Origin of the sequence: Kangiella koreensis DSM 16069 (assembly GCF_000024085.1) — a bacterium.
Classification (GTDB): Bacteria; Pseudomonadota; Gammaproteobacteria; order Enterobacterales; family Kangiellaceae; genus Kangiella; species Kangiella koreensis.
On record NC_013166.1, the window covers coordinates 2,766,783 to 2,779,610 of the forward strand.

The 12,828-nt window shown below is 43.3% G+C and carries 16 protein-coding genes; 14 read left to right on the plus strand and 2 right to left on the minus strand.

Annotated elements, in window-relative coordinates:
- Positions 1–4: 4 nt before the first annotated feature.
- A complete protein-coding gene (locus KKOR_RS12860) occupies positions 5–853 on the minus strand; it encodes an RluA family pseudouridine synthase (RefSeq protein WP_015781575.1) in 849 nt (282 codons plus the stop codon).
- A gap of 16 nt (positions 854–869) precedes the next feature.
- Here KKOR_RS12860 and KKOR_RS12865 point away from each other — a divergent pair, with 16 nt between their 5' ends.
- Both KKOR_RS12865 and KKOR_RS12870 read left to right on the plus strand, forming a co-directional pair.
- Positions 870–1,655: a class I SAM-dependent methyltransferase gene (locus tag KKOR_RS12865; protein ID WP_015781576.1), complete on the plus strand. Its 786-nt coding sequence runs from the start codon at positions 870–872 to the stop codon at positions 1,653–1,655.
- Between the two features lie 54 nt (positions 1,656–1,709).
- Positions 1,710–1,997, plus strand: coding sequence for a peptidylprolyl isomerase (locus KKOR_RS12870; RefSeq protein ID WP_015781577.1), 288 nt, complete (start codon positions 1,710–1,712; stop codon positions 1,995–1,997).
- A gap of 5 nt (positions 1,998–2,002) precedes the next feature.
- On the opposite strand, the gene rsmD is transcribed toward KKOR_RS12870, so the two are convergent.
- Positions 2,003–2,614, minus strand: coding sequence for a 16S rRNA (guanine(966)-N(2))-methyltransferase RsmD (gene rsmD / locus KKOR_RS12875; RefSeq protein ID WP_015781578.1), 612 nt, complete (start codon positions 2,612–2,614; stop codon positions 2,003–2,005).
- Positions 2,615–2,743: 129 nt separating this feature from the next.
- Between rsmD and ftsY the strand changes: the two genes are divergently transcribed.
- The 12 genes from ftsY to KKOR_RS12935 all read left to right on the plus strand — a co-directional run bounded on the left by ftsY (position 2,744) and on the right by KKOR_RS12935 (position 12,827).
- Complete coding sequence (gene ftsY, locus KKOR_RS12880) at positions 2,744–4,027, plus strand: signal recognition particle-docking protein FtsY (RefSeq protein ID WP_015781579.1); 1,284 nt, start codon at positions 2,744–2,746, stop codon at positions 4,025–4,027.
- A gap of 17 nt (positions 4,028–4,044) precedes the next feature.
- Entirely contained in the window at positions 4,045–4,728 is a 684-nt protein-coding gene (gene ftsE, locus KKOR_RS12885) for a cell division ATP-binding protein FtsE (protein ID WP_015781580.1), read from the plus strand.
- Positions 4,721–5,689: a permease-like cell division protein FtsX gene (gene ftsX, locus KKOR_RS12890; RefSeq protein WP_015781581.1), complete on the plus strand. Its 969-nt coding sequence runs from the start codon at positions 4,721–4,723 to the stop codon at positions 5,687–5,689. The genes ftsE and ftsX overlap by 8 nt, the downstream gene beginning before the upstream one ends.
- A 231-nt stretch (positions 5,690–5,920) precedes the next feature.
- Entirely contained in the window at positions 5,921–6,499 is a 579-nt protein-coding gene (locus KKOR_RS12895; RefSeq protein WP_015781582.1) for a YceI family protein, read from the plus strand.
- Positions 6,500–6,821: 322 nt separating this feature from the next.
- On the plus strand, positions 6,822–7,673 hold the full coding sequence (rpoH, locus tag KKOR_RS12900) for an RNA polymerase sigma factor RpoH (RefSeq protein WP_015781583.1): 852 nt from the start codon (positions 6,822–6,824) through the stop codon (positions 7,671–7,673).
- Between the two features lie 260 nt (positions 7,674–7,933).
- On the plus strand, positions 7,934–8,728 hold the full coding sequence (locus KKOR_RS12905) for a substrate-binding periplasmic protein (protein WP_015781584.1): 795 nt from the start codon (positions 7,934–7,936) through the stop codon (positions 8,726–8,728).
- Positions 8,729–8,876: 148 nt separating this feature from the next.
- Complete coding sequence (locus KKOR_RS12910; protein ID WP_015781585.1) at positions 8,877–9,623, plus strand: beta-ketoacyl synthase chain length factor; 747 nt, start codon at positions 8,877–8,879, stop codon at positions 9,621–9,623.
- Positions 9,613–10,413: a lysophospholipid acyltransferase family protein gene (locus tag KKOR_RS12915; protein WP_015781586.1), complete on the plus strand. Its 801-nt coding sequence runs from the start codon at positions 9,613–9,615 to the stop codon at positions 10,411–10,413. Before KKOR_RS12910 ends, KKOR_RS12915 begins: the two co-directional genes overlap by 11 nt.
- Positions 10,388–10,651 (plus strand): phosphopantetheine-binding protein, encoded by a 264-nt coding sequence (locus tag KKOR_RS12920; RefSeq protein WP_015781587.1) that lies wholly within the window; start codon positions 10,388–10,390, stop codon positions 10,649–10,651. The genes KKOR_RS12915 and KKOR_RS12920 overlap by 26 nt, the downstream gene beginning before the upstream one ends.
- Positions 10,651–10,908, plus strand: coding sequence for an acyl carrier protein (locus tag KKOR_RS12925; protein ID WP_015781588.1), 258 nt, complete (start codon positions 10,651–10,653; stop codon positions 10,906–10,908). The genes KKOR_RS12920 and KKOR_RS12925 overlap by 1 nt, the downstream gene beginning before the upstream one ends.
- 2 nt (positions 10,909–10,910) lie before the next feature.
- Complete coding sequence (locus KKOR_RS12930; protein WP_041296270.1) at positions 10,911–11,474, plus strand: COG4648 family protein; 564 nt, start codon at positions 10,911–10,913, stop codon at positions 11,472–11,474.
- A 9-nt stretch (positions 11,475–11,483) separates the two neighbouring features.
- On the plus strand, positions 11,484–12,827 hold the full coding sequence (locus KKOR_RS12935; RefSeq protein WP_015781590.1) for an AMP-binding protein: 1,344 nt from the start codon (positions 11,484–11,486) through the stop codon (positions 12,825–12,827).
- Position 12,828: the final 1 nt, after the last annotated feature.

Sequence of the window (12,828 nt, forward strand, 5' to 3'; positions counted from 1 at the left end):
TAATTTAAGTCCATGTCTTCAGTTGATAGGCTTTTTTGTCGCCGGTTATTGGGCATTGGAAATCTAGCTTGTATGCCATCAGCTGCAAATCTTGGCTTTGCGTCGGCTCGCCATGCAAACGGTCACCTATGATTGGAAAGCCTAGCGAAGACAGGTGAATACGAATCTGATGCTTTCTGCCAGTCAAGATCTGAACCGACAACAAACTACGATCTTTGTCCGCATCATACTCTTTTAAAGTGACAATGCTTTTGGCTGGCTTATTATCAATGGGTTTGTCGATGGTTATTGAATCATGAGGGAATTGCCCGTTAACCCAGGCCAGATAATGCTTTTCTACCGTGCGCTTGGCGAACATAGCTGATAAGGCGGCGGCGGCCTCTTTGTTATGGGCAAGGATGAGCAAACCTCTTGCCGCTTTATCCAGACGATGCACCACATAGGTTTGCCGGTTGTAGTCAAAGTGTTCTTCAACCAGTCGACTGATCGAGCAATGATCGCCCCATTTTGAACCTTGTGACCAGACCCCATTAGGCTTATTCCACACCGAGTAATCGCCCTCGTCCGCTATCAACTCAGGTTTTGCTACCGTCTCGCTGAGTACCTGCTCGTTATAATAGAGATGCAGCTCCTCACCTAAGCGCAATCTGGCATTTTTACGACGCAAAGGTCGCGCCTGTTTGCCATGCGACAGCCAGACAGCGCCTTTTGTCATGGCGTCTTTAACTCTTTGCTTTGACAAACCAGTGGCTTGCACCAATAATTCGAGCGGGTTGGTATCATTCAGATCGGCAACGTCATCTAGGTTTATATGTTGCTCAATAATGGTATTCTGTGCGGGTTCTGTCATCATCTTGTGAATTATTTAAGTGAAGCATTCTTTAGCCTTTTATCAAACCGATTCTACAGCACCGCCATCAATACTGGCTGATTTGCCGGTAATTACTGACGTTGGCGAATTGGATCAATTCGATGGCTATTTCTGTTTTGAGCCAAAGGATGCCAATCAAGAGTTACACTTTTACGCCAAGCTGGATGGACATGCAACCGGCTTTTCGCTGGACTTTACTCAAGGGACCATAGCCTGGCGCCGAAGTCATGGCGGTGGCCGCAAGCAACAGATTGCAAAAGCCTGCGGTTTAAAGCATAACTGGCAGCCCTCAATCCTTGATGCGACAGGCGGTCTCGGTCGTGATGCCTCCGAATTGCGCAACCTCGGTTGTCGCCTGCGTATAATTGAGCGTTCACCTTATGTAGCGGCTTTATTGCAAGATGCCATTGCACGTGCCGCCAATCATCCTGAAACCCAGGAGCTTTTTGGTCAAGATTTCGAACTATATCAGGGGCAAGCAAGCGAGCTGATACCCAAGTTATCGTCTGAGCAACAGCCCGATATCATTTATCTCGATCCCATGTTCCCGCCACGCAATAAAAGCGCTGCGGTGAAAAAAGAGATGCGGCTGGTAAAATTACTGGTTGGTGAAGACCCGGATGCCGATGAGCTGTTGCCGCTGGCGCTTGAACATGCCAAATATCGCGTGGTAGTCAAACGACCCAGTTATGCGCCCTATCTTAATCAGCAAAAACCTTCCATGAGCATCGAAAGCAAAGCCAATCGCTTTGATGTTTATGTGAAACAGGCAATTCCTAACTAATCTCTACGAACTAATCTCTGCGAACTTATCAGCCAAACCTATCAGGAGCTCATCATGGCCAAAGCATCTGCCCTACACATTCTGGTTAAAACTGAAAAAGAAGCTCTGGCGCTCAAAGCCAAGCTCGAGAAAGGTGCCGATTTTTATCAGCTGGCCAAACGCCACTCCATGTGCCCTTCGAAAAAACAGGGCGGTGATCTAGGTGAATTTAAGCGTGGCCAGATGGTCAAGCCATTTGATAATGCGGTATTTGCCAAAGGCAGCGAAGACAAACCCTTAATTGGCCCCGTCAAAACGCGCTTTGGCTATCACTTAATCAAAGTGTTATATAAAAGCGGTTAATCAGTTTAGGTCACAGCAAACAACTTATACTGTAACTGCCCTGCTTTCTTATCTTTTAGCTCTGTCCAGTTCTCTGGCACATTCAGTTCCAGCCCCTGCTCCACTTCAATATAGATTAAAGTCTCAGGTTTAAGCCACTCTGCTGCATCCAGCTGTTCTATGACTTTTTGTGCTATCCCTTTATGAAATGGCGGATCAAGGAAAATAATATCGAATGATTTTTGATTGCTTTGAATAAAGTCGAACGCATCGCCATGCATCACATAAGCATTATCAGCGTTGACCAGTCCGAGGTTTTCTTCTAATTGGTGGAAGGCTTTGCGATTAAGTTCTACAAAAGAGGCTTCTGATGCGCCTCTGGACAGAGCTTCGATTCCGATAGCACCGGAGCCGGCAAATAGATCGAGGCAGTTTGCGCCATGAATCTCATTCTGTAGCCAGTTGAACAGGGTTTCGCGAATGCGATCCAGGCTGGGCCTGAGTCCTTCCACCTCAATAAAGCGCAGTTTACGACCTTTCCAACGACCGCCAATCACACGAAACTGACCCACTTTTTTGGCATGCGGTGATGTGGATTTCTTTTTGCTGTCCTGAACAATCTTATTTCGGTTAGCCATAAATGGCCCCTTCTACTCTGGCGTTCAAGTTTGCCCGCTTGCGGTTTGCAAATCTCTTACGCACCTGCCTTGAAAGTGATAGGATAACGCCTTTATAAAGTTAAACAAGTCATTGATACCTTCACTGCCATGAGCGACTCACAATCAAAAGATAAATCAAAACGCGGCCTGTTTGGCTGGTTTGGCAAAAAAGACTCTAATAATACTGAGCAATCCCCTGATACTGAATCTGAGACGCCTATTGAAGAATCGGCTGCTGAAGAGCAACCTCTCGAAAACAGTACTCCTAAAGACCAACGTCTTGATGAAGAACTTTTAGAACAGGCCGAACATGCTCTGGAAGAGCAACTTGAAGAGCAGGTAGAGCATGATATTGAAGAAGCCTACGAACATCAGGAGCATCAGGGAGAAAAGATTGAAGCGGCTGCTCCAACCCTGACTGACCCCAATCAACAACAGTCAAACGACCACCCTGCCGAGAAACAAGGTTTCTTTTCACGCCTCAAAGCCGGCTTAAGTCGCACCCGTGGTCAGTTAGCCGACAGTTTGGCTAATCTTGTTTTAGGCAGCAAAGAAATTGATGATGACTTGCTTGAAGATATTGAAACTCAATTGCTAATGGCTGATGTCGGCGTAAGTGCTACCCGAAAAATTATCGATGATCTAACTGACAAAGCTGCGCGCAAGGAACTCAAAGACCCTCAAGCTTTGATGGATCGTCTACGCCAATTATTGTCAGAGATCATTGAACCTTGTACCCAGCCGCTGGAACTGACTCACAAGCCCTTTGTTATCTTGATGGTTGGTGTTAATGGCGTCGGTAAAACAACCACCATCGGCAAGCTAGCCAAAAAATTCCAAGGTGAGGGTAAGTCCGTGATGCTGGCTGCCGGTGATACTTTCCGTGCTGCCGCCGTTGAACAGCTTCAAGTGTGGGGCGAACGTAATAATATCCATGTCACCGCACAGCACACTGGCGCAGACAGTGCCTCAGTTATTTTCGATGCACTGCAAGCCGCCCAGGCTCGTAAGATTGATGTGTTGATTGCCGATACAGCCGGACGCCTGCATACCAAGTCTAATCTGATGGATGAATTGTCCAAAGTCCAGCGAGTGATGCAAAAACTTGACCCAAGCGCACCGCATGAAGTGATGTTGGTGGTCGATGCAGGCACCGGTCAAAATGCGCTCAATCAGGCTGAGCACTTTAATAAAGCGGTACCACTTAGCGGAATCACCATTACCAAGCTGGATGGTACTGCAAAAGGTGGTATTATTTTTGCATTGGCTGACAAGATGAAAACACCCATTCGCTTTATTGGGGTAGGCGAAGGCATTGACGATTTACGCGAATTCAATGGCCAGGACTTCATTCAGGCCTTATTCGCAACCGATGATAACACTCAACAATAATAGCCTATTAACACACTATGATTGAATTTCACCAGGTATTTAAGCGCTATGAAGGTGGCCACGAAGCTCTCAAGGGAGTTAGCTTCGAGCTACCGGCTGGTGAAATGGCTTTTCTTACTGGTCATAGTGGCGCCGGTAAAAGTACCCTGCTGAAATTAATTGCTCTAATGGAGCGTCCGACTCGTGGCCAGGTCATTCTTGACGGCCAGAATATCAGCAAAGTTAAAGATCGTCATATCCCCTATCACCGCCGCAAAATTGGCATGATCTTTCAGGACCACCGTTTATTATTCGATCGCACCGTTTTCGACAATGTTGCCCTGCCTTTAATTATTGCAGGCGTATCTGATCGTGAAATTCCGAAACGGGTACGTGCCGCACTGGATAAAGTCGGGCTACTGAGTAAAGAAAAGCAGTTGCCTATCCAACTGTCAGGTGGAGAGCAGCAACGGGTGGGCATTGCTCGAGCAGTCGTCAATAAACCTCCACTATTACTGGCGGATGAGCCGACAGGTAACCTCGATCCAGAATTATCTGCCGACATCATGAATTTATTTGCTGAATTTAATCAGGTTGGTGTTTCAGTGCTGATTGCTTCGCATGATCTGGCCTTGATCGCACGTATGAGGCACCCAGTCATTACCCTCAAAGAAGGTCGCACCATCCGTAACGAACTGGCAGAGGCGGCATTTGATGAGTAAATCCAATCGTCAAAATACTTCCTACAAGGTCAGCTTTCTTGATCGCTTCAAGATGGCTATCAGCCTGCACAAAAAAAATGCTGCTAATACTCTTCTTGATGTTTTGCGTCACCCTACCAACAGTTTGCTGACTATACTCGTTTTAGCTATAGCTTTGGCTTTGCCGACTGCTTTTTATGTATTCAGCTCTAATGCTAAAGCCATTAGCAGTAATTGGAGCGGTGGTGTGCAAATGGCTTTATTCCTCAAAGACAACGTCAGTCAGGAGCAGCGAGCTGAATTGGTTCAAGAATTAAGTTTTCGTCCTGAATTTAAGGAGGTTGTTCTAGTTCCTAAAGAAGAGGCCATTGAGGAATTTAAACACCAATCAGGTTTTGGCGACGCCTTGGATTACTTAGCCGAAAACCCCCTGCCCGACAGCATAATTCTAACGCCCTATGAAACTCACTCTGCTGCGGACTTGCTTGAACAATTGGCACAGGAATTAGAACAAGATCCTATGGTGGATCTGGCTCAACTGGATATGGCCTGGATTCAACGTTATCAGGCAATTCTTGAAATTTCACAGAAGATAGGTACTTTTGTCAGTATTTTGTTAGCCTTTGGCGTTCTTTTAATTGTTGGCAATACCATTCGACTGGCCATTTTAAATCGTCGGGATGAAATCCAGGTTATTAAATTAGTCGGGGCTACCGATGCCTTTATTCGCCGCCCTTTCCTGTATACCGGTTTCTGGTATGGACTTATCGCCGCCCTGCTCGCTGCGTTGATGGTCAATATTGTGCTACTTCTTTTACAAAGCCCTTCTTCGACCCTGGCTGAACTTTACAACAGCGGCTTTTCTTTAATGGGACTGGAACCTAAGCAGACATTGGCACTACTGTTAATTGGCGCAGGTTTGGGCTTATTTGGCGCCTGGTTCTCAGTGAGTAAACATCTAAAAGATATTCAACCCACCTAAACTTCTCTGCTTCTTGCTCATCGGACAGCTAAACCACACACTTCACTTTTTTCTCACAGCAAACCTCTATAGTGTCTATCCTGTATTAACTAACTTGTTACCCGCTATTCCCTGAGGTAATACTCAAAATTACCTTATGCTATTTGCTTATAGGCCAGAAGCTTGTTTGAATATGGCCGTTTATTACCTACATGGTATTTAGAGTCTCACTTTATAAAAGGATATCTGTTTATGAAAACCCTGTTTACCCTCGCTTTAAGCACCATTGCCTTAGTTTTTGCCGGCAACGCTGATGCAAAAGCTGCTGATTATGAATTTGACACCGTTCACAGTCAAATTATCTTTAAAGTCAATCACTTAGGTTATTCTAATTCGTACGGTAAATTTCGTGCATTTGACGGTACTTTAAGCTTTGATCCAGAAGACTGGTCAACGGCCAAAACTGAAGTGTCAATCAATACCAAAAGCATCGATCTTGAAAACAAAAAATGGAATGACCATATGCGCAACCCCGATTTTTTCGATGTTGAGCAATACCCAGCCATGACTTTCAAAAGCACCAAGCTGGAAAAGACCGGCGAAGATACCGGTAAATTACATGGTGATTTAACTATTTTAGACAAAACCTTACCGATTACTTTGGACTTAACCTTAAATCAGGCGGGCATCCACCCAATGAGCGAACAGCCACACGTCGGTTTCTCTGCAACCGGCACAATCAAACGCTCAGAGTGGGGCATGATATATGGTGTTCCAGCGGTTGGTGACGAGGTTGATATCATTATCGAAGTTGAAGCGACTGCAAGATAGGCTACTCTTAGTTTAGCCCTGGTCCCTGCTAACTGACTGATTTCTGGTCTAGCAGGGACCCCTTCTTCAAGTTTGTAATTTCCTGTTACAAAGCGTCCATAAAAGTTTAAGAAGTTTCACTTTATTTCTGCTTACGAGGGGTGTAGGTTACTTATTTCAAAGGTACAAACTAGCCTACAGGCCTTATAGAACCTTGCCTGAAACCTCTTTTTGTATGGAACTTTTTTACTGTTTAGCACTCTTAGACTTAGAGTGCCAAAATATTAGCACTCTCACTTAAACAGTGCTAATATTGGCCAATCCTTATTATTGGAGAGAATACATGAGCAACATTTCACCGAGCATGGCATTAGCCGTCCCAACAGGCAGTATTGATGGTTACGTCAGTACCGTCAGCGCTATTCCTGTCCTGTCGGTCGAACAAGAGCAAAAACTAGCGCATGAATTTCACGACAATAACGATCTTGAAGCAGCGCGCCAGTTAGTAATGGCTCACTTACGCTTTGTTGTTTATATTGCAAGAAGTTACAGTGGCTATGGCTTACCACAAGCCGATCTTATCCAAGAAGGTAATATTGGTCTGATGAAGGCCGTTAAACGCTTCGACCCAACAGTCGGCGTGCGCCTGGTTTCTTTCGCTGTGCATTGGATTAAAGCGGAAATTCACGAATACGTATTGCGTAACTGGCGCATTGTTAAAATTGCGACCACTAAGGCACAGCGCAAGCTATTCTTCAACTTGCGCTCCAAAAAGAAAACACTTAACTGGCTTAATAATGACGAAGTTAATGCTGTCGCGCAGGACTTAGGTGTTAGTGAGGAAGAAGTTCGTCGCATGGAAGGGCGCCTAAATGCCCATGATGCGTCGTTTGATGCGCCGAATGCCAGCGATGACGATGATGCGGTTTACGCACCGATTCATTACCTTGAGTCTCCTAATTCAGATCCAGCACAAGCCATTGAACAGGAAGACTGGCAGGATCAGCGTGAAGTTCGCTTAATGTCTGCGTTGAAAACCCTGGATGAAAGAAGTCAGGACATTTTGCAGCAGCGCTGGTTGAGCGATCAAAAAGCCACCCTGCATGACTTAGCAGACAAATATGGCATTTCAGCTGAGCGTATTCGTCAGCTAGAAAAAAATGCGATGAACAAGATTAAAAATGCTATCAGCTAAGTTGATTAACATTTATTATCAAAAAGCGACCAAAATGGTCGCTTTTTTTATGCCCCTGAGTTCTTCGCGCCAATTATCAAAAATTTTACACTACAAGTCAGTTTTGGTTTGTTTTTTAAGCCATTTGTCGACAAATCAATCAATTATTGGTTGATTTTCAACCCTTTTGTCGGGTTTTTATACAACAAATACTTGATCCAGTTCACATTTAGTAGCAAGATGAATTCTGTGATTATAATTAAAAAGCTTGGGGAGGCTTTATGAATCGTCTAAGCACTTTACTACTTGCCAGTACTTTTTTTCTAGCAGCTTGTGGGGGAGGGGATACAAACCCTTCAACTAATGAGACGGCTACCAACACAAATTACGATTGTGTCATTAAATATGGTTGGGAGCCACGTCCACCCTATCAATTCTTACATAACGGCGAAATGCAGGGCATTGATGTTGAAATATTTAAGAAAGCTGCCGATTCCAATCAATGCAATATTCAGTATGTTCAAAAAAGCTGGACCGAACTACTAACAGCTCTCGAAGCAGGTGAAATTGACGTTTTAGGTGGCGCAACAGAAACCCCTGACCGCCAAGTTTATGCTGACTTCTCTGTACCATACAGAAATGAGTCCTTCAGCCTATTTATTCGCGCCACCAGTGACTTTCAGGACGATAGCCTTGCTAGCTTTTTAAGTGGCGGTAATAAGGTTGGGATAACCAACGACTATTACTACGGCGGGGATGTCTATAACTTGATGAACCACCCACAGTATGGCCCATTATTTATTGACGATAACTCCGGCGAACAGAGTTTTTATAATGTCATTTATAGCACCATTGATGGCGTTTTAACGGACCCTATTGAAGGTCGTTATATTATCAAGCGCAAAGGTCTTGATTCACAAATTAAAGAATCCAATGTCAAAATTCCCAGTGAAAACGTATCCTTTATGTTCAGTAAAGAGGGACTGGCTCCTGAAAAGGTCAAAGCTCTACAAGACACTATTAAAGGGATGGTTACTAATAATGAAGTTAATCCGGTAATGGCTAAATACCAATAATCGTTTTACTCTTTGAAGCAAAGCCACCTACGGGTGGCTTTTTTAATATTCATGGCAAGCAAATGGCTCAACTGCCTGGTTTGAAGTGCTGAATCAAATCGGCTAGACTCTCGCAAGTTAGTAGCCTTTTACAATAGATAGACAGATAATGGATAAAAATACTATAAAACTTAGCGTTCTATCTTCATACTGCTGGATAGACTCAGTCGATAACAAGACCCGAAAACTCCATAATTTAGCCACCCGAGCCGACTTCAATAAAATAAGTTTACAGCAAATCCCACCCATCAAGCGCCGTCGATTAAGCGGGCTCAGCAAATTAGCGATGCACAGCTCTCTAAGCTGTCTTGAGCAATATAATTTTAACCCCGAACAATTAATGACCGTTTTTGCATCTCAACATGGTGAGCTCAATAGAACCATCCGCATTGTGAAGAGTATGTTTGAACAACAGGAAGTCTCTCCAAAAGACTTTAGTTTATCGGTTCATAATGCCTCGCTTGGTTTGTTTTCCATTTTTACGGGCAATAAACACCCAGGCACCAGTATTGCCGCAGACTCCAACACTTTTGGTTACGCGCTTTTGGAATGCTATAACCAACTTCAACGCTTTCCCAATAGCCAAGTTTTGTTAACTTGCTTTGATTTAAAAGTAGAACCACCATTTTCAGAGCTTCAAGGCAGCTTATACCCAAGTTATAGCCTGTCATTACTGCTATCCCAACCTACTGATAATGCCCCTGTCGTTTCCTTTTCGTTTACTTCCCTTAGTGAACACCAAAAACCTGAGTTTCCATTAGCTCTTAGTTTTTTTGATTTCCTACACAGTGACAACCAGCAGCAAACTGTAGACAGCCAGGACACCCGTTGGGGCTTTTGCAAACATGCTTTATAAAATCAATTACCTTTGGCGCGTTTTCGCCACCGGGTTGTCTTTCGCTACATTCGGTATTGGTGGATTAATACTATCCCTTTTAGTTTTTCCAGTGCTTGGTGTTTTTAACCGCGATCCATTTGTTCGTAAGCGTAAAGCACGCTATCTAATACACAAATGTTGGTATGTTTTCATTCGCTTTATGCAAGCGCTAGGCATCTTTACCTTCGATTTAGAACAGGCTAAGAAACAACTGAAAGGCGTTAAAGGTAAGATCATTATTGCTAATCACCCCTCCTTAATTGACGTGGTTGCCCTGATTTCCTTAATCCCCAACGCTGACTGTGTCGTTAAACAAGGCATCTGGAATAATTTTTTCCTCAAGCGAGTGGTCCGGGTCGCGGACTTTGTTAACAATGACCAGGATGTAAATAAACTCATACAAAACTGTAACAAAAGCCTACAAGAAGGTTATAATCTAGTGATATTTCCTGAGGGTACCCGCACAGTTCCTAATAAACCCATTAAGTTACAGCGTGGTGCGGCAAATATTGCCATTCGCTGCCACAAAAATCTTTTACCGGTAATTATTGACTGTGACCCTACCACACTTACAAAACAAGAAAAGTGGTATCAGATTCCTCCTCGTAAAGCACAGTTTTCGATGAGGGTTGTTGAGGAAATTGATATTACTCCGTTTGTTCACAATGAAAAAAATGAATCAATCGCAGCAAGACGCTTAACGGAGCACATTAAGACAGTCTTTTTAGAGGAATTGGCACACAATGAAATCCTTAGAAAACGAGATTAAGACAGTCATTATCGACTCGCTTGATCTTGAAGATATTAGTATTGATGATATAGAAACCGAAGAACCGTTATTTGGTGATGGTTTGGGGCTTGATTCAATTGACGCACTAGAACTTGGTTTGGCGCTAAAGAAAAAATTTGATATTAAATTAGATTCGGACTCTGAAGAATCTAAAAAGCATTTCTACTCTGTCAGCACCTTAGCTACTTTTATTGAACAACAAAAAGGAGCTAGTTAATGGCCAGTTTTGATACAAAAGAACACATCTATCAAGAATTAGTCACCATTTTAGTTGATGACTTTGAAGTTGATGGTGATGACATTACCCTCGAAGCAAATCTCTACACAGATCTGGATCTAGACAGCATTGATACCGTCGATTTGGTTATCAAACTTCAAGAGATGACAGGTAAGTCAGTTAATCCTGAGACATTCAAAGCTGTACGTACAATGCAACATGTAGTTGACGCGGTGTATGACCTAGCGCACAACTAATGATGCAAATTTTGTTGAAGACAATAATCGCTATGGTGGTCATTCTATACCCCATAGCCATTTATTTTGGACTACAACATTTCGAGCCAAAATTTATAGCCATGCTGCTGGCTGCTTTAGTTGTTATTAGAAGCTTTGTTGCTCGAGGTAAGCTCTTTCAAGCAATTAAAGGTCTTTGGATTATAGTTCTTATAGCTGGCCTGGCTATTGCCAGTCTAAGTTACTTTCTTAACTCGACCTTCGGCTTACAGCTTTATCCAGCAATTATCACCACCAGTTTTCTGATCGTATTTGGTTATAGCCTATACTCACCACCTTCTATAATCGAAAGAATTGCACGTTTCCAGGATCCTGACTTACCTGAGGAAGCTATCCCTTATACTGTAAAGGTAACGAAAGTCTGGTGCCTATTTTTTATTTTCAACATTCTCGCTTCGCTTTATACCGTTTTCTTTACCACTATCGAAATATGGACTTTGTATAACGGGCTCATTTCATATGTGTTAATGGGGACTTTATTTCTTGCTGAGCTAATTTATCGAAAAATAGTTCATCAAGCAGGGTAGGGTAGTGGTGTGATCGATTCTGTGAATAAATTCCAACAATTATTAACGCAAAACCATCACTATGATGTTGCCTGTGATAAATCTCATAGTTATAGCCACTCACAGTTTCTAAAAGATGTCACTCAGTGTTCAGCCAATATCTCAGAACTCCCACATCAATCCTATTTGTTATTTGTCGATAACAGTTATGACTTCGCGGTAAACTTTATTGCATTGCTTATTCTTCAAAAAGATATTGTACTGACAGCTAATAACAAACCGGAATGGCTTACACATATCAAGCCAAATTTTGATGCTGCCATTGGCGAGGTTTCTCTAGACTCTGTCTTGCCAAGCAAGCACTTTTCGTCTAACAGTGGGCTGAACTCTCCCGATACCTTGATAGTGCCGACTACTTTAAACAGCACAGTTGTGTTTTTTACTTCCGGTTCAACCAGCAAACCAAAATCTATCAGTAAATCGATCAATCAGATCTTAACGGAGGTCAGTGTCATCGAATCAGTTTTTGGTTCATCGGTCACTCACTGCCAGTTCTTATCAACCGTCTCTCAGCACCATATTTATGGGCTCATTTTCAGACTGTTGTGGCCTTTGCTTTATCGTCACACATTTTATGCCGATATCGTTTTATACCAAGAGCAGCTCAAGTCACTATGTCAGGATAAGAAAGCAATTTGCTTAATCTCAAGTCCCGCATTTCTGTCCAGGCAGGATCTCAACCTTGGTACAGTGTCACTCAAGCAGTGCTTCAGCTCCGGAAGCTTATTAAACCATGCCTCGGCACAAACGGCATGCCACCAGCTAGGCGTATTCCCAACTGAAGTATTCGGCAGTACAGAAACTGGCGGTATCGGTTACCGAAATCAAAATAACTCCAATGATGTGTGGACACTTTTTCCCAATATAACTATTCATAAACAAGCAAACCAACCAGCAATTCTGTCCACACCCTATTTAAATCAAACCATCTTGCTGGATGACGACTTGGAGCTTCTGTCTGATCATCAGTTTAAACTACTCGGCAGAATGGACCGAATAGTCAAAATCGAAGAGAAAAGGGTTTCTCTTGATGCCATTGAGCATACGCTAACATCATCATTATTTATTGAAGAAGCCAAAGTCGTCGTATTACAACATCATCGGACATATCTAGGCGCAATAATAGTTCTCAGTGAACAGGGCAGGGAACTTCTTAATCAATACAACAAGAAGCACCTGAATCAACTCTTTAAGTTACAGTTGGCAGAAACTTACGAATCCGTTGCGATACCGCGCAAATGGCGCTACCTTGAATGCTTACCCTACAATACACAGGGTAAATTAACTTTAGAGCAACTTACGGCCCTATTTTGAT